This window comes from Hydrogenophaga sp. YM1 (assembly GCF_016903055.1).
GTDB lineage: Bacteria > Pseudomonadota > Gammaproteobacteria > Burkholderiales > Burkholderiaceae_C > Hydrogenophaga > Hydrogenophaga borbori.
On record NZ_CP070223.1, the window covers coordinates 2287146 to 2308213 of the forward strand.

Annotated in this window: 22 protein-coding genes; 17 read left to right on the plus strand and 5 right to left on the minus strand. The window is 68.6% G+C overall.

The window, feature by feature from the left end; genetic code table 11:
- Positions 1-49: 49 nt before the first annotated feature.
- The 8 genes from JNX00_RS10650 to JNX00_RS10685 all read left to right on the plus strand — a co-directional run bounded on the left by JNX00_RS10650 (position 50) and on the right by JNX00_RS10685 (position 8577).
- Entirely contained in the window at positions 50-805 is a 756-nt protein-coding gene (locus JNX00_RS10650) for an alpha/beta hydrolase (protein ID WP_204744916.1), read from the plus strand.
- A gap of 65 nt (positions 806-870) precedes the next feature.
- On the plus strand, positions 871-1683 hold the full coding sequence (locus JNX00_RS10655; protein ID WP_070398681.1) for a sterol desaturase family protein: 813 nt from the start codon (positions 871-873) through the stop codon (positions 1681-1683).
- 48 nt (positions 1684-1731) lie between these two features.
- Entirely contained in the window at positions 1732-2799 is a 1068-nt protein-coding gene (dctP, locus tag JNX00_RS10660; RefSeq protein WP_070398680.1) for a TRAP transporter substrate-binding protein DctP, read from the plus strand.
- A gap of 83 nt (positions 2800-2882) precedes the next feature.
- Positions 2883-3389 carry a TRAP transporter small permease subunit gene (locus tag JNX00_RS10665; protein WP_083293113.1) on the plus strand — a complete coding sequence of 169 codons (507 nt, stop codon included), beginning with the start codon at positions 2883-2885 and terminating at the stop codon, positions 3387-3389.
- The gene (locus JNX00_RS10670) at positions 3386-4708 is read left to right on the plus strand and encodes a TRAP transporter large permease subunit (protein WP_204744917.1); all 1323 of its coding nucleotides are present in this window, start codon (positions 3386-3388) and stop codon (positions 4706-4708) included. The genes JNX00_RS10665 and JNX00_RS10670 overlap by 4 nt, the downstream gene beginning before the upstream one ends.
- A 13-nt stretch (positions 4709-4721) precedes the next feature.
- Complete coding sequence (locus JNX00_RS10675; protein WP_204744918.1) at positions 4722-6044, plus strand: FAD-dependent oxidoreductase; 1323 nt, start codon at positions 4722-4724, stop codon at positions 6042-6044.
- Positions 6045-6062: 18 nt separating this feature from the next.
- Entirely contained in the window at positions 6063-7742 is a 1680-nt protein-coding gene (gene ilvD, locus JNX00_RS10680; RefSeq protein ID WP_204744919.1) for a dihydroxy-acid dehydratase, read from the plus strand.
- Between the two features lie 16 nt (positions 7743-7758).
- A complete protein-coding gene (locus tag JNX00_RS10685) occupies positions 7759-8577 on the plus strand; it encodes an isocitrate lyase/phosphoenolpyruvate mutase family protein (RefSeq protein WP_204744920.1) in 819 nt (272 codons plus the stop codon).
- Between the two features lie 36 nt (positions 8578-8613).
- Here JNX00_RS10685 and JNX00_RS10690 read toward each other — a convergent pair whose 3' ends face one another.
- On the minus strand, positions 8614-9033 hold the full coding sequence (locus tag JNX00_RS10690; protein WP_204744921.1) for a hypothetical protein: 420 nt from the start codon (positions 9031-9033) through the stop codon (positions 8614-8616).
- Between the two features lie 99 nt (positions 9034-9132).
- The gene (locus JNX00_RS10695; RefSeq protein ID WP_204744922.1) at positions 9133-10287 is read right to left on the minus strand and encodes a hypothetical protein; all 1155 of its coding nucleotides are present in this window, start codon (positions 10285-10287) and stop codon (positions 9133-9135) included.
- 123 nt (positions 10288-10410) lie between these two features.
- Here JNX00_RS10695 and JNX00_RS10700 point away from each other — a divergent pair, with 123 nt between their 5' ends.
- The 7 genes from JNX00_RS10700 (at position 10411) to JNX00_RS10730 (ending at position 17622) form a co-directional block, all read left to right on the plus strand.
- Positions 10411-12051, plus strand: coding sequence for an acyl-CoA synthetase (locus JNX00_RS10700; protein ID WP_204744923.1), 1641 nt, complete (start codon positions 10411-10413; stop codon positions 12049-12051).
- A gap of 16 nt (positions 12052-12067) precedes the next feature.
- A complete protein-coding gene (locus tag JNX00_RS10705; protein WP_204744924.1) occupies positions 12068-12865 on the plus strand; it encodes an enoyl-CoA hydratase in 798 nt (265 codons plus the stop codon).
- Between the two features lie 7 nt (positions 12866-12872).
- Positions 12873-13865, plus strand: coding sequence for an NADPH:quinone reductase (locus tag JNX00_RS10710; protein ID WP_204744925.1), 993 nt, complete (start codon positions 12873-12875; stop codon positions 13863-13865).
- Positions 13866-13877: 12 nt separating this feature from the next.
- Positions 13878-14357: an SAM-dependent methyltransferase gene (locus tag JNX00_RS10715; protein WP_204744926.1), complete on the plus strand. Its 480-nt coding sequence runs from the start codon at positions 13878-13880 to the stop codon at positions 14355-14357.
- A gap of 13 nt (positions 14358-14370) precedes the next feature.
- Positions 14371-14832, plus strand: coding sequence for a CoA-binding protein (locus tag JNX00_RS10720; protein WP_204744927.1), 462 nt, complete (start codon positions 14371-14373; stop codon positions 14830-14832).
- Between the two features lies 1 nt (position 14833).
- Positions 14834-16117: an O-acetylhomoserine aminocarboxypropyltransferase/cysteine synthase family protein gene (locus JNX00_RS10725; RefSeq protein WP_204744928.1), complete on the plus strand. Its 1284-nt coding sequence runs from the start codon at positions 14834-14836 to the stop codon at positions 16115-16117.
- Between the two features lie 692 nt (positions 16118-16809).
- The gene (locus tag JNX00_RS10730; protein WP_204744929.1) at positions 16810-17622 is read left to right on the plus strand and encodes a hypothetical protein; all 813 of its coding nucleotides are present in this window, start codon (positions 16810-16812) and stop codon (positions 17620-17622) included.
- 231 nt (positions 17623-17853) lie between these two features.
- Here the strand turns inward: JNX00_RS10730 and JNX00_RS10735 are convergent, their stop codons facing one another.
- Complete coding sequence (locus tag JNX00_RS10735; RefSeq protein ID WP_239478304.1) at positions 17854-18315, minus strand: helix-turn-helix transcriptional regulator; 462 nt, start codon at positions 18313-18315, stop codon at positions 17854-17856.
- Positions 18316-18397: 82 nt separating this feature from the next.
- Here JNX00_RS10735 and JNX00_RS10740 point away from each other — a divergent pair, with 82 nt between their 5' ends.
- Complete coding sequence (locus JNX00_RS10740) at positions 18398-18883, plus strand: hypothetical protein (RefSeq protein ID WP_204744931.1); 486 nt, start codon at positions 18398-18400, stop codon at positions 18881-18883.
- A 28-nt stretch (positions 18884-18911) separates the two neighbouring features.
- On the opposite strand, the gene JNX00_RS22360 is transcribed toward JNX00_RS10740, so the two are convergent.
- Entirely contained in the window at positions 18912-19742 is an 831-nt protein-coding gene (locus JNX00_RS22360; RefSeq protein WP_239478305.1) for an ACT domain-containing protein, read from the minus strand.
- A 308-nt stretch (positions 19743-20050) separates the two neighbouring features.
- Here JNX00_RS22360 and JNX00_RS10755 point away from each other — a divergent pair, with 308 nt between their 5' ends.
- On the plus strand, positions 20051-20644 hold the full coding sequence (locus tag JNX00_RS10755) for a hypothetical protein (protein WP_070398667.1): 594 nt from the start codon (positions 20051-20053) through the stop codon (positions 20642-20644).
- A gap of 50 nt (positions 20645-20694) precedes the next feature.
- Here the strand turns inward: JNX00_RS10755 and JNX00_RS10760 are convergent, their stop codons facing one another.
- Positions 20695-21063 carry a VOC family protein gene (locus JNX00_RS10760; RefSeq protein ID WP_204744932.1) on the minus strand — a complete coding sequence of 123 codons (369 nt, stop codon included), beginning with the start codon at positions 21061-21063 and terminating at the stop codon, positions 20695-20697.
- Positions 21064-21068: the final 5 nt, after the last annotated feature.

Below are 21068 nucleotides of genomic sequence, written 5' to 3' on the forward strand. Positions count from 1 at the left end.
TTGCGGAAGGTCTGTGAAACTATTGAAACACGATTGATATGTTACTTGTATGGCAAATCCTTCCATCGACCGATCGGCACAAACCCTCGAATGCAGGCTGGTGGGGCAGGGCGCTCCCCTGCTGCTGCTGCACGGCATCCAGGGCACGTCAGAGGCCTGGGCACCCGTGCTGCCCGCGCTGCTGGCGCGCCGCTGCGTGCTGCCCAACCTGCCCGGGCGTGGGCTGTCGCCGCGCTGGCGCGCGGACCAGGCCTTGCCGCACGCGTGCTACTACCACCTGGACCACTACGCCGACCTGGTGCACGCGCTGGTGACCGACCTGGCGCAGCGCACCGGCTCGCCGGTGGCCCTGGCCGGCTGGAGCATGGGCGTGAGCGTCATCCTGAACCTGCTGGCGCGCCATGGCGATGCTGCGCTGGAGCGCCTGGTGCTCGTGTCGGGCACCGCCTGCGCCACGCCGGGCGCGGTGTGGTTCCGCGGCGAGACGCCCGAGGCCCTGGAGCGTGAGGCCCGCGAGCGCGCCGAGCGCCTGCAGCTGAAGGCCGTGGCCGATGCCGACGCGGTGGCCGCCAGCTGGGCCTCGGTGCGCGGCGCCGACCTGCGCGCGGCGGCGCGTGGCATCCGTCGCCCGACCCTGGTGGTGCACGGCGACCGCGACGGCGACTGCCCGTTCGAGCACGGCCGCTGGCTGGCCGATCACGTGCCCGGCGCGGCCTGGCTGCCCTTGCCAGGGGTGGGGCACTCGGTCATGGCCCAGGCGGGCGAGGCCCTAGGGTCTTCCATGAGTGCCTTCCTCGGTTCTTGACATGCGTATGATCGACTTCTACTATCCGACTAGTATGTTAGTTGGATTGCACAGGAGACGAGACCATGATGACTGAAAAGCAGCGCCGGTTCCGAGAGAAGTACAAGGGCGGCATCAGCCCCTTCTACAACGGCATCGTCCACACCAGCGTGATGTTCGCCGCTGGCATCGCGGCGCTCTGGTATTGCGCGCAGCGGCTCGACAACCCGACCTGGGAATGGCTGCTGGTGCTGCCCGTGTTCCTGGCGGGCAACTTCATCGAGTGGTTCATGCACAAGTACGTGATGCACCGCCGCATCGACGTCTTCGCGCTGCGCGCCATCTATGAGCGCCACACGCGCGAGCACCACCAGTACTTCACCGACAACGACATCACCATCGACACGACGCGCGAGTTCCGCATCGTGTTCTTTCCCTGGCGCGTGCTCATCGTGCTGGGCGTCTTCGGCACCGGCCTGGGCTGGATCGCGGCGCAGGTCTTCAACCCCAACGCGGGCTACATCCTGTTCATGACCATGGTCTGCCACTACCTGGTCTACGAGGTGTTCCACCTGTGCTGCCATGTACACGAGAACTGGTTCGTGCGGAACATGCCCTTCATCAACACCATCCGCCGCCACCACACCGCGCACCACAACCAGGGGATCATGATGCACAAGAACATGAACCTCAGCTTTCCCATCTTCGACTGGATCATGGGAACCAGCGACCTGGACCGCGGCCTGATCGGCACGCTGTTCAACGGCTACGACGAGCGCTACATCAAGCCCGAGTTGAAGCCCATCGTCGCGCGCTTTCGCAACAACGAAACGCAGGAGCAGCGCGTCACGCTCGACGGCCCCGAGCTGACCGCCGAGGAAAAGCAGGCCCTGGCCTGAACACACGGGCCACCGCCTGAACACATACCCATACGCAGGAGACAACAGATGAAGCGACGTCAACTCATCGGCACCGGCCTGGCCGGCGCCGGCCTGCTGGCCAGCGCCAGCGCCAATGCCCAATCCGGCCCCACCTACAACTGGAAGATGGCCACCGGCTGGGCGGGCGGTCCCCTGATGGACATCGGCGCCAAGGCCTTCGCCGAGCGCATGAACCAGCTCTCGGGCGGGCGCTTCAAGATCCAGACCTTCCCGGGCGGCGGTCTGGGCAATGCGCTGAAGGTGCCCGAGACGGTGAAGAACGGCCTGGCCGAATGCGGCCACACCTGGATCGGCTACGACTGGGGCAAGGACGTCACCACCGCGCTGTTCGGCGGCTACGCCGGCAGCTTCGACGCCGAGCGCATGCTGCACTGGCTCTACGAGGGCGGCGGCGTGGAGCTGCAACGTGAGTTCCGCGAAGGCGCCGACGGCGTCATCTCCTTCCCGCTGTTCATGCGCACCGCCGAGGTCTTCGTGCACTCGCGCAAGCCGGTGAAGACGCTGGAAGACCTCAAGGGACTGAAGCTGCGCACCGCCGGCGCCTGGCTGGAGATGTCCAAGGAGCTGGGCGCGGCGCCGGTGACCACGGCCGGCGGCGACATCTTCCCCATGCTGGAGCGCGGCGCGATCGACGCGGTGGAGTGGGGCACGCCGTGGGAGAACGTCTCCTCGGGCTTCTACAAGGTGGCGCGCTACCTGAGCTACCCGGGCGTTCACCAGCCTTGCGCGCCGTTCGAGCTGGTGCTCAACAAGGGCGTGTGGGACAAGATGCCCGAGGCCGACCGCAAGCTGGTCGAGGTGGTGGCCAAACTGGTCACCTTCGAGAGCTGGGCCCGCATCGGCGCGGAAGACGCGAAGGCCTTCGAGTTCTACAAGAAGAACGGCGTCACCCTGATCGAGCTGGACGACGAGGTGCAGTTCGCCACGCGCAAGATCGGCCTGGACTGGGCCGACAGGACCGCCAAGGAAGGCAAATCCAAGTGGTTCGCCAAGGTGCACGAAAGCCAGAAGGCCTTCGACGCCGCCTGGCGCGACGCGGACGACTGGCGCAAGGTGAAAGTCAAGCGCACCTGATGCGAATGGGCGGCGCGCACCGCTCCCGGTGCGCGTCCGCGAACGGCGGCCCCACGCCGCCGCCTCTTTGATTGGGGTTTTCCTTGAATCGACTGATTGACCTCGCCGAGCGCTGGGTCGTGGGCGTTGGCGTGCTCGCGGCCTTGTTGCTGGTGCCCCTGGTGCTGGCCACCACCTGGGAGGTGGTGTCGCGCTACGCGCTGCACGCCCCCACCATCTGGGCCTACGAGATCGGCTACACGCTGACCGGCGCCCACTTCCTGCTGGCCCTGGCCTACACCCTGCGCCAGGGCGAGCACATCCGCATCGACGTGCTCAGCGTGTTCCTGTCGGACCGCGCGCGCCGCCGGATCGACACCGTGGTCTACGCGCTGCTGCTGCCCATCCTGGTCTGGGTCTCGTGGACGCTGTGGAACTACATGGCCGAGGGTTTCGCTCGCGGCGAGACCTCGGGCCAGTCGGCCCTGAACCTGCCGGTGTGGCCCTTCCGCGCGGTGTTCACGCTGGCCTTCGCCACGCTGGCGCTGCAGGTGCTGTGCGAACTGCTCAAGTCCTTCGTCCGCCGCGAACCGGAGGCGCAAGGCTCATGATGGAATACCTGCCCTTCTTCATGCTGCCCGTCACCTTCGGGCTGATGTTCCTCGGCGTGCAGGTCGCCTTCGCGATGCTGCTCACCGCCACGATGTTCGGCCTGATCACCTTCGGCCCGGCGGTGGCGCACCAGTTCGTCGAGAAGATCGACGACCTCGCCTCCAACTTCGTCTTCGCCGCCATTCCACTGTTCGTCTTCATGGGCGCGGTGCTGGAGAAGTCGGGCATCGCCGACCGGCTGTTCGAGGCCATCCACATCTGGACGCGCCGCCTGCCGGGCGGCCTGGCCATCGCCACGGTGCTGATGTGCATCGTGTTCGCCGCCTCCAGCGGGGTGATCGGCGCGACCGAGTCGGTGGTGGGGCTGCTGACCATCCCCATCATGCTGCGCTACGGCTACGACAAGCGCCTGATCAGCGGGGTCATCTGCGCCGGCGGCTCGCTGGGCACCATCATCCCGCCCTCGGTGGTGGTGGTGGTCATGGGCCCGCTGGCCGACGTCTCCGTGGGCGACCTCATGTACGGCATGGTGTTTCCCGGCCTGCTGATGGCCGGCCTGTACCTGGTCTACATCCTGGTGCTGTGCATCGTGAAGCCCGAGCACGGCCCGCGCATCCCGCGCGAGCCGGGTGAGCCGGGCTTCGCCGAGAAGCTGGGCATCACGCTGCGCAACCTGGTTCCCCCGCTGCTGATGATCGTGGCGGTGCTGGGCTCCATCCTGGGCGGCCTGGCCTCGCCGACCGAGGCCGCGGCCATCGGCTGCGTGTGCGCGGTGCTGCTGACCATGCTCTACCGCCGCTTCACCTGGGCCGGCCTGTACGACTCGCTGCTGAAAACCGTGCGCGTCACCGCCATGATCATGGCGGTGCTGCTGGGCGGCACGCTGTTCACCGGCGTGTTCGTCGGCGGCGGTGGCATCAGCCTGGCCAGCACGGTGATCGAACAGTTCCAGCTCGGCCCCTGGGGCCTGGTCTTCCTGCTGCTGCTGATCCTGTTCATCGCCGGCTTCTTCCTGGACTGGATCTCGATCGTGCTGATCTTCCTGCCGATCTTCACGCCGCTGGTGACCGCCGCGGGCTTCGACCCGGTGTGGTTCTGCATCCTGTTCCTCATCATGATCCAGACCAGCTACCTCACGCCGCCGCTGGCGCCCGCGATCTTCTACCTGCGCGCCGTGGCGCCGCCCGAGATCACCATGCGCCACATGTACGCGGGCATGGTGCCTTTCATCCTGCTGCAGGTCGTGGTGCTGGCGGTGACGATGGTCTGGCCCCAGATGGTGACCTGGCTGCCCGGCTGGGCCATGCAACTGCGCTGAAGGAGAAACGACCATGGACCAACGACCTGTCGAGCGTGTGCGCACCGACGTGCTGGTCATCGGCGGCGGCGCCACCGGCGTGGCCGCGGCCTGCACGGCGGCGCGCGCCGGCCTGTCGGTGCTGCTGGTGGAGCGCTACGGCTTCTGCGGCGGCGGGGCGGTGGCGGGCCTGTCCGGCACCATCTGCGGCCTGTACGAGGCCAGCGACACGCCGGTGACGCCGCGCCAGCTGGTGCACGGTTTCGTCGACGACTTCATCGCGCAGATGGAGTCGCGCGGCGGGCTTACCGAGCCCATGCTCTACGGCAAGACCTTCACGCGCGTGCATGAGCCGCTGGCCTGGCGCGAAAGCGCCGACGCCCTGCTGGCCCAGGCCGGCGTGCGCGTGCTGTACCACGCGCTGGCCACCGGCGTGCACCGCGACGGCGACCTGGTGGGCGGCGCGAACATCTGGACCAAGTCGGGCCTGCTCGACGTGCGCGCGCCCATCACCATCGACGCCAGCGGCGACGCCGATCTGCTGGCCATGGCGGGTTTTCGCACCTGGTGCGGGGCCGACGGCGTGGTGCAGAACCCGACCATGATCTTTCGCCTGCAAGGCGTGGACACGGCGCGCTTCATCGCCGAATACGGGCACGACACCATCATGCCGGCGGCGGTGAGCGAGCGCATCCTGGCCGCGCAGAAGGGTGGCCTGGACCTGCCGCGCGCCAAGATCTGGCTCTTCACCACCACGCGACCCGGTGAGCTGCTGTGCAACTGCACCCGCGTGCGCGGCGCCGACGGCCGCGAGCTCAACGCCGCCATCGCGCGCGACTTGAGCGAGGCCGAACCCCAGGGCCGCGCGCAGGTGCGCGCCTACGAGCGCTTCTTCCGCGAGAACCTGGCCGGCTGCGAGAACGCCTGGGTCAACGACACCGGCGTGCAGGTGGGCGTGCGCCAGACGCGCCAGGGCGCGGGCATCGCGGTGCTGCGCAACAGCGACGTGGTGGCCGGCAGCAAGTTCGCCGACGGCGTGGCGCGCTCGCCCTGGCCGATCGAACTGCACGCCGGCAGCAAGCCGCGCGTGGAATGGCTGCTGGGCGACTTCTACGAAGTGCCCTACGGCTGCTTCGTGCCCGAGGTGGGCGAGGGCCTGCTGTTCGGCGGGCGCTGCCTGTCGGCCGAGCACGAGGCCGTGGCCTCGGCGCGCGTCACGGCGCAGTGTTTCTCCTACGGGCAGGCGCTCGGCGTGGCGGCCACGCTGGCCGTGCGCGGACGGCGCCAGCCCCGGGCCATCGACGGGCGCGAGGTGCGCGCCGAACTCAACCGCCAGGGCGCGCGGCTGGACGACTGAACCCTTTCCAGGACACCAATGACCTATCGCAGCAACTTCGAACGCGGCTCCACCCGCTGGGCCGTGCGCATGGCGCAATGGACGGCCATGGGCATTCCCGAGAGCGACTTCGACAAACCGAAGATCGCCGTGGTCAACACCTCCAGCGGCCTGTCGGTGTGCTTCTCGCACCTGGACCGCATATCGAAGATCGTGCAGGACGCCATCCGCGCCGCCGGCGGGCTGCCGTTCGAGATCCGCACCGCCGCGCCCTCGGACTTCATCACCAGCGCGGGGCGCCAGGGCCGCTACCTCATGCCCACGCGCGACCTCATCGTCAACGACATCGAGGTGCAGGTCGAGGGCGCGGAACTCGACGGCATGCTGCTGCTGTCCAGCTGCGACAAGACCACGCCGGCCCACCTGATGGCCGCCGGCCGCCTGGACGTGCCCAGCCTGGTGCTGGCCTGCGGCTACCAGCTGGGCCGCCAGTGCGGCGAGCACCACGTCGACATCGAAGAGGTCTACAAGGCCGTGGGCACGGTGAAGGCGGGCCAGCTCTCGCTCGACGGCCTGCACGACATGTGCCGCGCCGCCATCGACGGCCCGGGCGTGTGCGCCGGCCTGGCCACGGCCAACTCCATGCACTGCCTGGCCGAGGCCCTGGGCCTGGCGCTGCCGGGCAATGCGCCGATCCGCGCCGATGGCCCGCGCCTGCACGCCCTGGCCGCCGAGGCCGGCGCGCGCATCGTCGAGCTGGTGCGCGAAGGCCTGCGGCCGCGCCAGATCCTCACGCCCGCCGCGCTGCGCAACGCCGTGCGCGCCGCGGTGGCCATGGGCTGCTCGGTGAACGTGATGCGCCACCTCATCGCCATCGCCACCGAGGCCGAATGCCCCGTCGACGTCATCGCCGAGTTCGAGGCCTGCGCCGACACCGTGCCCATGCTCACGCAGATCCGCCCCAACGGCCCCGACCGCATCGAGGACCTGGACGCGGCTGGAGGCGTGCGCGCGGTGATGCAGCGCATGGGCCCGCTGGTGGACGGCGGCGCCCTGAGCGTGTCCGGGCGCACGGTGGGCGAGGTGCTGGCCGAGCCGCTGACCATCGACGAGCAGGTCATCCGCACGCTGGACGAACCCTTCGCGCGCGAGCCTGGCCTGATGGTGATCCGCGGCTCGCTCGCGCCCGACGGCGCGCTGGTCAAGCTGGCCGCCGTGCCCGCCGGCATCCGCCGCTTCGTGGGCACCGCCAAGGTCTTCGAGGACGAGTCCTTGGCCATCGACGGCCTGCGCACCGGCGCCGTGCAGCCGGGGCAGGTGATCGTGCTGCGCATGCTGGGGCCGCGCGGCGGCCCGGGCACGGTGTTCGCGGCCAGCTTCATGGCGGCCCTGGTGGGTGCTGGGCGCGGCGCCGACGTGGCCGTGGTCACCGACGGCGAGCTCTCCGGCCTCAACAGCGGAATCACCATCGGCCAAGTCATGCCCGAGGCCGCCGAGGGCGGCCCGCTGGCCGCCGTGCGCGACGGCGACACGGTCGAGATCGACCTGAACGCGCGCCGCATCGAGCTGGCCGTGCCGGCCGAGGAGATCGCCGCGCGCCTGCGCGACTTCAAGCCGCCGGTGCCGCAGGGCCGCTTCGGCTGGCTGCACCTGTACGGGCAACTGGTACAACCGCTGTCCAAGGGCGCGGTGCTGGGCGAGCGCGCGCCGCTGAAGTGACACGAAAGGGGACACGATGACCTCCATGGCCGAACGCGCCGAGCGCTTCGTCGAGCTGCACCGCCAGGGCTGCTTCATCGTGCCCAACCCCTGGGACCGCGGCTCGGCCGTGCTGCTGGCGGGGCAGGGCTTCCAGGCCCTGGCCAGCAGCAGCGCCGGCCACGCCTTTGCCCTGGGCCTGCCCGATGGTGGCCTGGGCCGCGATCGCACCATCGCCCATTTGCGCGACCTGGCCCAGGCCACGGCGCTGCCCCTCACGGCCGACCTGGAGAACGGCTTCGGCGACCAGCCGCAGGACTGCGCCGACACCATCCGCCTGGCCGCCGAGGCCGGCGTGGTGGGCGGCTCCATCGAAGACGCCACCGGCCGCGCCGACGACCCGATCTACCCCTTCGACGCCGCCGTGGCGCGCGTGCGCGCGGCGGTGCGGGCGGCGCGGGCGCTGCCCCATCCCTTCGTGCTCACCGCGCGGGCCGAGAACCTGCTGTGGGGCCGGCCCGACCTGGACGACACCATCCGCCGCCTGCAGGCCTTCGCCGAGGCCGGTGCCGACGTGCTCTACGCCCCCGGCCTGAAGACCGCCGAGCAGGTGGAGCGCGTGGTGCGCGCGGTGGCGCCGCGCCCGGTGAACGTGGTGATGGGCCTGGCCGGCGGCGCGCTCACGCGCGCCGAACTGGAGCGCCTGGGCGTGCGCCGCATCAGCGTGGGCTCCTCGCTGGCGCGCGCGGCCTATGCGGCGCTGCTCAAGGCCAGCGAAGAAATGAACGGGCAGGGCAGCTTCGGCTACGCGGCGGGCCTGCCCGGGCTGGGCGCCTTCAACCAGATGTTCCGCTAGGGCGGCGCGCCCGGGCCGGGCGCGGCGGGCCGTGTCTCAGGTCCGCAGAAGCCGGGCGGCCTGCGTGTGCGTCCAGGCCTCGAACAGGGTCCAGGCGCCGGCGCCGATGAACAGCACCCCCACCAGCACCAGCAGCAGCGGCAGCCCCACCAGCACCAGCAGCGCGCCGAACACGTAGGCCATGGTGGTGGGCATGCCGTAGATGGCGCGCGTCTGGTCGTTGCGCATGGCCAGGGCGCGGAAGCTGCCGTTCTTCATGCGCCCGGCCAGGGTCACGCGCTCGCCGTCCTGCACGTCGGGCATGTTCATGAGCTTGATTTCGGCGGGCTGCCCGTCCACGCGAAAAGCGATCACCTGCTTGGTGTGCACGTTGCCGCCGTTCTTGCCGATGTGGCCCGAGGTTTCCGAGGAGTGGCGGATGCCGCTGACGGTGCCGGACAGGGTGATGAGGGACATGGTCGCGAAGCCTGGGTGGATGGACTGGACGCGACGATAGGCAGGCGCGCGCCGCGCGGCACCTCCCAAATGGGAGGTGCGCAGCGCGCGGCGCCGGGATCAGCCCGGACCGAGGGGGCGCGGCAGGTCGCGGCGGATGCACTCGACCAGCGCGGCCTGGCGGTGCGTGCCCGTCTTGCCGAACACCGCCTTGAGCCGCGTGCGCGCCGTGCCGTAGGTGATGCTCAGGGCCTCGGCCGCCTCGCGCAGGCTCAGGCCTTCGCACAGCGCATGGGCCAGGCGGGCCTCGGCCGGCGTGAGGTGGTACAGGCCCTGCAGCACCTCGGTGGGCGGGCCGCCGCGCGGGGCGCCCGCCGGTCCCAGCGACACCAGCACGCAGCGCCGCGGGCTGTGCCAGGACGAGAGCGGCAGCGTCCAGCCCGAGGCGCGCAAGGCCAGCGGCAGGCGGCTGCCGCCGCGCGCCAGGGTCAGCGTGTCGGGCACCGAGGCCGCGCGCAGCGAGCCCGCCGCGTGCGCCCTGAGCCAGGCGGTGAAGCGCGGGCGTTGGCCGGGCTGCAAGGGCTCCACGCCGCCATGGCGCAGCTGCAGGCCGTCGCGGCGCGCCAGCCAGTCCAGTGCGGCCCGGTTGCCGTGCAGCAGCCGGCCGTCGTCGTCCAGCAGGAGCAGGGCGTCGCCCAGGCCGTCGAGCATCGCGGCCAGGCCGTCCCGCGTGGCGCGCAGGGCGTCGAGGTGCTGGCGCACGCGCAGCGCCCGCACGAAATGCACGCTGAGCTGCTCGAACAGGCGAACCTCGGCGGCGTTGAAGCGCGGCAGGTCGGGCGCGCGCAGCAGCGTCACGTTGGCGATGGCGCGGCGGTCGCTGGTGAGCGTGTTGCCAATGCTGTGGTGAAAGCCCTGCGGCACCATCCACTCGTGGTAGTAGCTGGAGCGAAAGAGCGCGCCGCGCTGGCGGGTGAAGGCGTCCAGGCGCTCGTTGGTGCGCACCATGCCCTGGCGGTGCAGGGCGGTGGAGTGCACGTTCCAGGGGTTGTCGGGCGCGAAGTAGAAGCGGTTGAAGTGGCTCACCCAGTAGGGCGATACGCCGGCCAGGTGGGCCTCGCCGATCTCGCGCGTGGCGAAGTCGAGCACGTAGAAGGTCTCGGCCTCGGTGCGAAACGCGGTCTTGAGCCGGCCCAGCACCGAGGGCCAGTGCGTGGCGTCCAGCGCGGCGTCGTAGATGGCCTCGGTCAGGGCGTGGGTGGCGGGCGCGTCCATGAGCGCAGGCTTGTAGCACCCGCGGCCCTGGCGCACAAGGTGTCGGCGCGGCGACATTCGCCCCGCGCCCCATCGGGTAAGCCCCGCTGGTCACCCCCTGTCCGCGCTGCCTACGATGCCGCCATGAGCATCTACGACCAGCACCTGGACCGCACCCCGGCCAACTTCGTGGCCCTCTCGCCCGTGAGCTTCGTCGAGCGAACGGCCGAGGTCTTTGGCGACATGCCCGCCGTGGTGCACGGCGCGCGGCGCCTCAACTGGGCCCAGGTGCGCGAGCGCGCCGCCCGGCTGGCCGCGGCGCTGCGCGCCCTGGGCATCGGCAAGGGCGACACCGTCAGCACCCTGCTGCCCAACACGCCCGAGATGGTGGAGGCGCACTACGCCATTCCCGCGCTGGGCGCCGTCATCAACACCCTCAACACGCGCCTGGACGCCGCCCTGCTGGCCTGGCAGATGAACCACTGCGAGGCCAAGGTGCTGATCACCGACCGCGAGTTCGCGCCGGTGGTGGCCCAGGCCCTGGCCGCCCTGGGCCGGGGCATCGTGGTCATCGACGTCTGCGACAGCGAGTACGGCGGGCCCGGCGAGCGCCTGGGCGCGCACGAGTACGAGGCCCTGCTGGCCGCGCACGCGCCGCTGCCGCGCCTGGACGGCCCCGCCGACGAGTGGGACGCCATCGCCGTGAGCTACACCAGCGGCACCACCGGCGACCCCAAGGGCGTGGTCACGCACCACCGGGGCGCCTACCTCAACGCCGTCAGCAACGTGGTCACCTGGACCATGCCGCAGTTTCCGCGCTACCTGTGGACCCTGCCCATGTTCCATTGCAACGGCTGGTGCTTCCCCTGGACGGTGGCGCTGCAGGCCGGCGTGCACGTGTGCCTGCGCCGCGTGGAGCCGCTCGCCATCCTGGCCGCCATGCGCGAGCACGGCGTGGACCACTACTGCGCCGCGCCCATCGTGCACAACGCCGTGCTCTCCGCCGTGGGCGCCGACCCGGCGCTCAAGCACGGCATCGGCGCCGTGCGCGGCATGGTGGCGGGCGCCGCGCCGCCGGCCGCCATGATCGAAGGCATGGCGCGCCTGGGCTTCCAGATCACCCACGTCTACGGCCTCACCGAGGTCTACGGCCCGGCCTCGGTGGCCGTGGCGCGGCCCGGCTGGGCCAGCGCCGAGCTCGGCGAGCAGGTGCGCCTGAACGGCCGCCAGGGCGTGCGCTACCCGCTGCAGGAAGGCATGACCGTGATGGCGCCCGAGACCATGCAAGAGGTGCCCGCCGACGGCCAGACCATGGGCGAGATCATGTTCCGCGGCAACATCGTCATGAAGGGCTACCTGAAGAACCCCGCGTCCACCGCCAAGGCCTTCGAGGGCGGCTGGTTCCACACCGGCGACCTGGCCGTGCTGGAGCCCGACCGCTACGTGAAGATCAAGGACCGCAGCAAGGACGTGATCATCAGCGGCGGCGAGAACATCAGCTCCATCGAGGTGGAGGACGCGCTCTACCGCCACCCCGCCGTGATGGCCTGCGCCGTGGTGGCCAAGCCCGACCCGAAGTGGGGGGAATCGCCGCTGGCCTTCGTGGAGCTGCGCCCCGGCGCGCAGACTACGGAAGCCGAACTCATCGCCCACTGCCGCACGCTGCTGGCCGGCTACAAGGTGCCCAAGGCCGTGCGCTTCGAGGCCATCCCCAAGACCAGCACCGGCAAGATCCAGAAGTTCGAACTGCGCGAGCGCGCCAAGAGTTCGAGCGCCATCGAATGACCGAGCGAGACAGACCATGAACGACCGGCTTGACCCCTCCGTCAGCAACGAACCCCTGCGCTACGAGCGCGACCCGCGCGGCGTGGTCACGCTCACGCTGAACCGCCCGCAGTCCTTCAACGCCCTGAGCGAGGGCATGCTGGCCGCGCTGCAGGCCGCCGTGGACCGCGTCGCCGCCGACGAGGGCGCGCGCGTGGTGGTCATCGCCGCCGAGGGCAAGGCCTTCTGCGCCGGGCACGACCTGAAAGAGATGCGCGCCGAGCCCTCGCTGGACTACTACAACCGCCTGTTCGCCCAGTGCGGCCGCTTCATGATGGCCGTGCAGCAACTGCCCGTGCCCGTCATCGCGCAGGTGCAGGGCATCGCCACGGCGGCGGGCTGCCAGCTGGTGGCCATGTGCGACCTGGCCGTGGCCGTGCGCGAGGCGCGCTTCGCCGTCAGCGGCATCAACGTGGGCCTGTTCTGCAGCACGCCCAGCGTGGCGCTGAGCCGCAACCTGGGCCGCAAGGCCGCCTTCGAGATGCTGGTGACGGGCGACTTCATCGGCGCCGACGAAGCCAAAGCCAAAGGCCTCATCAACCGCGTGGTGGACGCGGCCGACCTGCAGGCCGAAGTGGCGAAGCTGGTGGACAGCATCCTGGCCAAGCCGCGGATGGCCATCGCCGCCGGCAAGGGCCTGTTCTACCGCCAGCTGGAAACCGGCATCGCCGCCGCCTACGACGACGCGGCCCGCACCATGGCCTGCAACATGATGGACCCGAGCGCGCTGGAAGGCGTGCAGGCCTTCATCGACAAGCGCAAGCCCAACTGGTGAGCGGCCCATGAAAGCCGCCTTCTACGAGACCGTGGGCCCGGCCCACGAGGTGCTGCAACTCGCCGACATTCCCGAGCCCCAGCCCGCCCCCGGCGAGGTGCGTGTGCGGGTGGCCTGGTCGGGCGTGAACCCGTCCGACGTGAAGTCCCGCGCCGGCCTGCGCAGCAAGGCGCTGCCGTTCCCGCGCATCGTGCCGCACAGCGACGGCAGCGGCGTCATCGACGCGGTGGGCGAGGGGGTGAGCCGCGCGCGCCTCGGCGAACGCGTGTGGCTGTGGAACGCCGCCTGGGGCCGCGCGCACGGCACCGCCTGCGAGGCCCTGTGCCTGCCGCAGCGGCAGGCCGTGCGCCTGCCCGACGCCGCCAGCGGCGAGGCCGGCGCCTGCCTGGGCATTCCCGCGCTCACCGCGCTGCACGCGGTGCTGATGGACGGCGGCGTGGCCGGCAAGACCGTGCTGGTGGCCGGTGGCGCGGGCGCCGTGGGCCACGGCGCGGTGCAACTGGCCAGCCAGCTCGGCGCGGCGCGGGTCATCGCCACCGTGAGTTCGGACGAGAAGGCGCGCCTCGCGCGCGAGGCCGGTGCCGACGAGGCGGTGAACTACAAGACCGAGCCCCTGGTGCAGCGGGTGGCCGAGCTCACGCAAGGGCAGGGCGTGGACCGCATCATCGAAACCGACATGGCCGCCAACGCCGCCGCCAACCTCGACATGCTCAAGCCCGGCGGCGAGGTGGTGGCCTACGGCAGCGGCGCCTCGCCCCTGGCCATTCCCTTCTACCCGCTGATCGTGAAGAACCTGCAGCTCAAGTTCTTCATGGTCTACCACCTGAGCGAGGCCGACCGCGCGCGCGCCACCGGCACGCTCAACCGCCTGCTGGAACGCGGCGCGCTGCGCTTCCCCATCGCCGAGCGCCTGCCGCTGGAGCGCATCGCCGACGCGCACCAGCTGGTGGAGAGCGGGCGCGCCGTGGGCAACGTGGTGCTGCGCGTGGGCGCGGCCTGAGGCACCCGAACGATGAACACAGCACCGAACCCCGCTTACCACTACACCCCCATCGGCCTGGTGCGCGGCGGCCGCGCCGAGGCCACCAAGGACGGCTGGGGCCCGAACCGCTCGCGCATCGAGCTCAGCGACCCGCGCCTGGGCCCCGACAGCCTGCTCGGCCTGGACGCGGTCTCGCACATCGAGGTGGTCTTCCACTTTCACGTGGACGAACAGGAGCCCGTTGAAACCGGCGCCCGCCACCCGCGCAACCGCGCCGACTGGCCGCGCGTGGGCATCTTCGCGCAGCGCGCGCGCATGCGGCCCAACCGCATCGGCCTGTGCATCTGCCGCGTGCTGGGCGTCAGCGGCACCACCATCGAAGTGGAGGGCCTGGACGCCGTGGACGGCACGCCCGTGCTTGACATCAAACCCGTGTGGAGCGCCACGCTGCCGCGCGGCGAGTTGCGCGAACCCGCCTGGGCCCAGGCCCTGATGGCGAACTACTGGTGACACCCCCCCAGCCATGCAAGACGACATCCCCACCCTGAGGCGCATCCTCAAGGACTGCCGCACCATCGCCGTGGTTGGCCTCTCGGCCGAATGGCACCGGCCCAGCTACTTCGCGGCCAAGTACATGCAGCAACACGGCTACCGCATCGTGCCGGTAAACCCCAAGTACCCCGAGATACTGGGCGAGCCCAGCTACGCCCGCCTGGAGGACATTCCCTTCCCCGTGGACATGGTCGACGTGTTCCGCAAGGAGCAAGACATTCCGCCCATTGCCAAGAGCGCCGCCGCCATCGGCGCCAAATGCCTGTGGCAGCAACTGGGCCTGCGCAGCCAAGAGGCCGACCGCATCGCCACCGAGGCCGGCCTGGACAGCGTGTGGGACCGCTGCGTGAAGATCGAACACGCCCGCCTGTTCGGCGGCCTGAACTGGGCCGGCGTGAACACCCAGGTGATTTCGGCCAGGCGCCCGGTGTGACATGGCCGACCGACAGTTCCACCCCGAGACCCTGGCCATCCACGCCGGCCAGATCCCCGACAGCAGCACCGGCTCGCGCGCGCTGCCCATCTACCAGACCACCAGCTTCGTCTTCGACAGCGCCGAGCACGCCGCCAGCCTGTTCAACCTGCAGACCTTCGGCAACGTCTACTCGCGCCTGAGCAACCCCACCGTGTGCGCGCTGGAAGAGCGCGTGGCCGCGCTGGAAGGCGCGCGCGCCGCCGTGGCCTGCGCCAGCGGCATGGCCGCCGAGACCTTGGCCCTGACCACCCTGCTGCAAAGCGGCGACCACGTGGTGGCCGCCGGCGCCCTGTACGGCGGCAGCGTGACCATGCTGGCCGTGAGCCTGCGCAAGTTCGGCATCGAAACCAGCTTTGTGGACGCCACCGACCCGGACGCCTTTGCCGCCGCCATGCGCCCCAACACCCGCGCCGTGTACGCCGAGACCCTGGGCAACCCCAGCATGGTGGTGCTGGACATCGGGGCAATAGCCGACGTGGCCCACGCGCACGGCGTGCCCCTGATCGTGGACAACACCGTGCCCAGCCCCTTTCTGTGCAACCCAGTGAAGCTGGGCGCGGACATCGTCATCCACAGCGCGACCAAGTACCTGGCGGGCCACGGCACCACCCTGGGCGGCGTGGTGGTGGAGGGCGGCAAATTCCCCTGGGACAACGGCAAATTCCCCGGCATGACCGAGCCATCGCCCGGCTACCACGGCGTGAAGTTCTACGAGACCTTTGGCGACTTTGGCTTCAGCATGCGCTGCCGCATGGAAGGCCTGCGCGTCTACGGCGCCTCACTGGCGCCCACCAGCGCGTGGCAGATATTGCAGGGCGTGGAAACCCTGCCGCTGCGCATGGAACGCCACTGCGCGAACGCGCTGGCCCTGGCCAAGTTTTTGAAAGACGACCCGCGCGTGAGCTGGGTGAACTACCCCGGCCTGGAAGACCACCCGCAGCACGCGCTGATGAAGCGCCAGATGCGCGGCGCTTCAGGCCTGCTGGCCTTTGGCGTGAAGGGCGGGATCGAGGCGGGCGTGCGCTTCATCGAAAGCGCGCAGTTCATGAGCCACCTGGTGAATATTGGGGATACGCGAACGCTGATCTCGCACCCGGCGAGCACGACGCATCGGCAGTTGGATGAGGCTCAGCAAATCGCCGCCGGTGTGCTGCCGGACATGATTCGGATATCGGTCGGGCTGGAGCACATTGAGGACATTCTTTGGGATGTGGGGCAGGGGTTGGGGAGGGCGGTGGGGTAGGGGAGTCGTTGGGGCAGGTTGGGCGGTTTACCTTGGTGTGTGCAGGGGCGGCTTTAGTTAAAGAGACTGAACTCGGAAGTTCGGCCCTTCTGCCCCTGCCGACGGCTTTCGACCCACAACAGTCCTTCGCCCGCGTCTCGAAAGCCGGACCTATAATTGTCAAAGGATGTCGCGTCCAGTGGGCTATTCGCGCAATTGGCAGTCACCTTCGGCATATGCGTGTGGATCCCAATTATCCATATCCATCCTGGCTGCAGGCCGCCAACAATACAAAAACCTTGGCCCAGTAGACAGGAGCTCTCTCGGTTGGTAGTCTGTCGTGCAAGTAGCGAACCCGTTCGCTAACCTGATCGAGCAGATTGTCGGGCTGGGGAGGTCGTTGGACATCCGGTATTCGGTCATATGAATAACAAGTCGGGCTTCATAGCCTTTTCCGGGCACAACTACCAATGCCAAAGTCATTAGTGCTAGTCGTCGGCGCTGGCGCCAGCAAGGAAGTCAATCTTCCAGTAGGCGCTGAGCTTCGCTCTAAGGTAGCTCGCGCGTTAGACATTCGCTATGACGATGGCTTCCGACGAAACAGCGGTGACGGTTGCATTGACGAAGCATTTCGTGAACTCGCGCGCCAACATGATTCGCAGCGGGCAGACATAAGCCCGTTTCTTCACACTTCCTGGCGGATTAGAGATGCTATGCCACAGGCTATCTCGATCGACAATTTCATCGACTCTCACCGCAGCGATGCGCGCCTTGCGACATGCGGCAAGTTGGCCATCGCCCGCTGCATTCTTGATGCTGAGGCAAGCAGTGCATTGTTTGTGAATCGCCAAGAGCGCTTTCCGAAAATCGACTTCGCTCGGGTCGAGTCAACCTGGTTCAACGCGTTCTTCCAGTTGCTTACCGAGAACTGCCAGGAGTCCGAACTTGAAGATCGCATGGCAAAGGTGGCTGTTATAACGTTTAACTACGACCGATGTATCGAGCACTATCTTCATGGCGCGCTACAGAACTATTACGCATTAAAGCCCGATAGGGCTGCAGAAATTTTGGCGAACCTGCACATCTTTCACCCATATGGTCATGTTGGCCTATTGCCATGGCAGCAACCCGGAGGATCCATCGAATATGGCGCCAAGGTTAGTGGCCGCACATTGGTTGAATCGGCCAACGGTATACGGACATTCACCGAAGGTGTTGACCCTGAAAGAAGCGAAGTGCAAGCAATCCGCGCAATGCTTCGAGAAGCAAGCCGCATAGCATTTCTTGGCTTTGCGTTCCATCGCCTTAACTTGGCTCTTCTCTTCCCAGGCTTGCATGATGGTGAGCAAGTGCTCAATCGGCCAACGTTCGCTACGGGCCTTGGAATTTCTCAGGCCGACGGCAAAGAAATCGCCGAAGAGCTGTCCAGAGTAGGAGCCATCTTCGCAAATCGCTTCTACTTCAGGAATGACTTGACTTGTGCAGCTCTTTTCAGAGAGTACTGGCGAAGCCTTGGTCTTTCCTAGTGACACGCACCCTACTTCTCGCAATTCAGCCTAACCAGTCCATCAACCGGCCGCTCAAAAAGCCGCGCCTTTTAAGCGCCAGCTATGTCGAATGTTGAACGACTGTTTCTGCGACCGAGAGACGTCCGCTCCTCGCCGGAAGCGGTTGAACTCAACTGCAGTACTAAAGACCGCAACCGCTGCAAATCCGACTCTCAGCCGATCAATACAACCCGCTCGACCCAGCCCGATCTATTTGCTCAACAACGCCTCAAGCGATAGATCGAGCGAAGCCGCAAGCTTCGCCAGCGTTTGAAGCGATGGGTTGCGCGCTTGACGTTCGATGTGCGCGATGACGTACATGCTGACGCCCGATCGCTGACCCAGTGTGTCCTGGGTCAGCATCAGCGCTTTCCTTGCCGAGACGAGCTTGTGTGCCAGAAGCTCCTCGATCGGCGCGTCACCTTCTTGTCGGGCCACTGGCCTCAAGCCGACCAGAGAGCCGGTGGTGACACCGAGTGCCCGGGCCAGTTTGTCTACCGTGTTCAAGGAGACGTTGACCTGCCCCTGCTCCATCAACCGGATCATTCGTGGGTTCACACGCGCCTGTTCCGCCAGCGCAGCAATGCTCCAGTTCCCTGTTGCTCGCAGAGCAATCAGGTTCTCAGCCAGTGGGGCAAGAAAGGGGGGGGTATCGGGGGCTTTGGCGGACACCAAAAAAGTGTTGGCTTCGAAAGCCTTCGTGCAAATACTTTGAGGCAGAATCGCGCTCCCTTTGGCCTTTGGGACTCTCAACGTGTTCGTCACCGCCCCCGGCCTCGTCCAGCACCTCCATCCCGCCCAGGTTGCCCCGCGCCAGACGCACTGGCCGGCCATCACGCTCGCGCTGGAGCGGCCCTGGTACCTGCTGGTTCACCAGGTCTCGTGCAACGGCCAGAAGCGGTCGCAGACCTCGCTGGTGGCCTGGGACACGACGCTGTTGGACCTGCTGGCCCGCATTCCCATCGCCGACCTCAGCGGCATCGCGCGCCTGGAGCGGCGCCACGATGCGGGCCCCAGCTGGGCCCTGGAGTGGATAGGCGCGCTGTGGGCGCCCGCGCCGGGCGAGTCGCCGGCCCTCGGCCCCTTGTTGTTCCAGCTGGGCCAAGACCCGCAATTGCGCAGCACCGATCTGCTGCCCGTGGGCGAGGCCGCGGGCCGGCGCCTGCTGTATGAAGCGGCCCGCGCGCGCCCTGCAGGGGAAGACCCAGGCCCTTCCGGTGTGGCTTGGCGTAGAGCGTGAGGCGACCCTGGCGTCGAACGGCCCCGCGTCAGCCGGGCCGGGATAGCTCGTCCAAGGCCCGCAGCGCGTCGTCCAGCCTGTCCCTGGGCACGAACAGGTGGTCGTGGTGGAAGGCCGAGACCACGTTGCAGGCGATGCCCCGGGCCGCAAGCGCCGCGCTGATGCGGGCCAGGAAGCCCACGGCGTCCAGGGCCGAGTGGATGGTCAGCGTCACCATCCTCGACTCGAACTGAAACGCCAGCCCCAGCGCCTGCGCCTGTCGCAGCGGGACGATGGCCGTCAGGCCTTCGGGCTCATGGAAACTGCCAGCCGGACTGAGCGCTTCGGGGAGCCGGCCGTTGGAGAAGCTGCAGAAAACGAACACCTCGGGGTGGACCGAGGGGGCCATCTGCTGGAGCAGGGTGGGGAGGTGGTGTTCGGCGGGCATGTGACCCGCATCCAGCAGGCGCAAGGTCTGCTCGTCCGGCTGGCCTTGGTAGAACACCGCCAGTGCCTGGGCGAAGCAGGGTTCCTGCGGCGCCACCGCCGCAAACAGCGTCAGACACGACCGGAGCTTCGTCGCGTCCACCTCGCCCAGCATCGCCACCGCGCTGCGATCGGGGTGGCCGAGCAGGGCGTTGACGCAGTCCACCAGGCGGGGGCCCAGCACGGGGTGGGCCAGGTAGTCGGCGGCTTCCTGGCGGTCGCGGATGCCGTACTCGCGCGCCCTCTGACTTCGGCCCAGCTCGCGCAGCTGCGGCAGCACGTACCAGATCCAGTGCGTGCGCTTCTGGCCCGCCTTCAGTTCGGTCAGGGCCTGGGGGTAGTCGCGGGCCTGGGCGTGCAGGAAGCGGTCGAGGGGCGAGGGCGGGGCGGTCATGGCGGCGCGGGGGGGGGCGGGCTTGTCTCCCTCAAGCGTGCACGAAATTACCGCCCTCGCGGTATTTCCGGTCGGCCTGGGCGCTGATGCAATCGCTCGCGCTGTTTTTCCTGGGCCGCCCCGTCGCCGCCCACCAACGGCCCTTGAAGCCATCGCCCGGTGACAGGCCCTCAGCCCCGCGCTGACGTCTCGCCCCCCGCGCTCCCTTTCCACCTTGTCTTCCTTCCCAGCGGCTGCCCGGCGAGGCCAGCCACCGGGAGGCTTCGTCCCGTCCTGCCTCGCCGCCCGAGAACCAAGAAAGTCTTTTCATGAAGCTGTCCCATGCCCTGTTGACCACCGCCTTCAGCTTGTCGCTCGCCGCCTGTGGCGGTGGGGGCGGCGATGCCCCGGCGCCCGCCTCCGCCGACCAAGCCAAGGTGTCGCTGGCGGAGTTCGAAGGCGTCTGGAAACGCGACGCCGCCCACGACGTTTGCGTGCCCGACTTCGTCTACAACCAGGACTACGCCGCCCGCGTGCGCGACGTCACGCTGACGAAGACAGGCAGCAACGAGCTGGAAATCGCCTACGCGGTGCAGGTCTACAGCGACGACGCCTGCACGGTCAAACAAGGCCTGGTGAGGGAACGCTTCACCGTGAGCCTGGTGCCGGTGACCCGGGCCGGCCGGGACAACGTGGTCAAAGGCATTCCCCGCTTTGTCGGGGCCGTGGCCAGCGCCGATGGCGGGGCGGGCATCACCCTCACCGCGCTGCCCGACGGTCGCATGACCGGTTTGACCAACGTGAAAACCATCGGCGACGTGCAAGGCGGCCGGCTCCAGTTCTCCGTGGCCGAGCCGGGCCAACCGGTGGACGCCGACGGCTACCCGAACGACTTCAACGCCAACGACTACTTCGTTCGCTGAGTGCTTGACATCCCGCGCGCTCCGTCCCCCCGGGCGTGCGGGCGCGTCCCTCAATCCGTGCTCTGACCGATGCGCCACAACACCCCGCAGGGATCGAACAGCACGAACTCGCGCATGCCCCAAGGCTGTTCCTCCACGGCGCCGATGCGCACGCCGTAGCGCTCGGCCACGCCGCGTTCCGCCAGGCGCTGGCGCCAGGCGTCCACGTCTTTCACCAGCAGGTGCAGCATCAGGTTCTCGGCGAAGGCCTGTTCGTAGAAGTTCTGCAGCAGGAAGCGCGCGCTGCCGTGGTGCAGGTAGGCCATCTGTTCGTTGTGCCAGTTCAGGCGGAAACCCACGTCCTGGTAGAAGCGTTGGGAGAGTTCGAAGTCCTTGGCGGGCACGAAGGGCTTCATTTCGATGACGTCGAAGTCGGGCATGGATG

Coding starts and splice junctions, on each gene's coding strand:
- JNX00_RS10670 (WP_204744917.1), top strand. CDS start 3,386: ATGATGGAATACCTGCCCTTCTTCATGCTGCCCGTCACCTTCGGGCTG.
- JNX00_RS22360 (WP_239478305.1), bottom strand. CDS start 19,742: ATGACCGCCCCGCCCTCGCCCCTCGACCGCTTCCTGCACGCCCAGGCC.
- JNX00_RS10715 (WP_204744926.1), top strand. CDS start 13,878: ATGAACACAGCACCGAACCCCGCTTACCACTACACCCCCATCGGCCTG.
- dctP (WP_070398680.1), top strand. CDS start 1,732: ATGAAGCGACGTCAACTCATCGGCACCGGCCTGGCCGGCGCCGGCCTG.
- JNX00_RS10730 (WP_204744929.1), top strand. CDS start 16,810: ATGCCACAGGCTATCTCGATCGACAATTTCATCGACTCTCACCGCAGC.
- JNX00_RS10655 (WP_070398681.1), top strand. CDS start 871: ATGATGACTGAAAAGCAGCGCCGGTTCCGAGAGAAGTACAAGGGCGGC.
- JNX00_RS10685 (WP_204744920.1), top strand. CDS start 7,759: ATGACCTCCATGGCCGAACGCGCCGAGCGCTTCGTCGAGCTGCACCGC.
- JNX00_RS10755 (WP_070398667.1), top strand. CDS start 20,051: ATGAAGCTGTCCCATGCCCTGTTGACCACCGCCTTCAGCTTGTCGCTC.
- JNX00_RS10725 (WP_204744928.1), top strand. CDS start 14,834: ATGGCCGACCGACAGTTCCACCCCGAGACCCTGGCCATCCACGCCGGC.
- JNX00_RS10695 (WP_204744922.1), bottom strand. CDS start 10,287: ATGGACGCGCCCGCCACCCACGCCCTGACCGAGGCCATCTACGACGCC.
- JNX00_RS10650 (WP_204744916.1), top strand. CDS start 50: ATGGCAAATCCTTCCATCGACCGATCGGCACAAACCCTCGAATGCAGG.
- ilvD (WP_204744919.1), top strand. CDS start 6,063: ATGACCTATCGCAGCAACTTCGAACGCGGCTCCACCCGCTGGGCCGTG.
- JNX00_RS10690 (WP_204744921.1), bottom strand. CDS start 9,033: ATGTCCCTCATCACCCTGTCCGGCACCGTCAGCGGCATCCGCCACTCC.
- JNX00_RS10760 (WP_204744932.1), bottom strand. CDS start 21,063: ATGCCCGACTTCGACGTCATCGAAATGAAGCCCTTCGTGCCCGCCAAG.
- JNX00_RS10675 (WP_204744918.1), top strand. CDS start 4,722: ATGGACCAACGACCTGTCGAGCGTGTGCGCACCGACGTGCTGGTCATC.
- JNX00_RS10720 (WP_204744927.1), top strand. CDS start 14,371: ATGCAAGACGACATCCCCACCCTGAGGCGCATCCTCAAGGACTGCCGC.
- JNX00_RS10700 (WP_204744923.1), top strand. CDS start 10,411: ATGAGCATCTACGACCAGCACCTGGACCGCACCCCGGCCAACTTCGTG.
- JNX00_RS10705 (WP_204744924.1), top strand. CDS start 12,068: ATGAACGACCGGCTTGACCCCTCCGTCAGCAACGAACCCCTGCGCTAC.
- JNX00_RS10710 (WP_204744925.1), top strand. CDS start 12,873: ATGAAAGCCGCCTTCTACGAGACCGTGGGCCCGGCCCACGAGGTGCTG.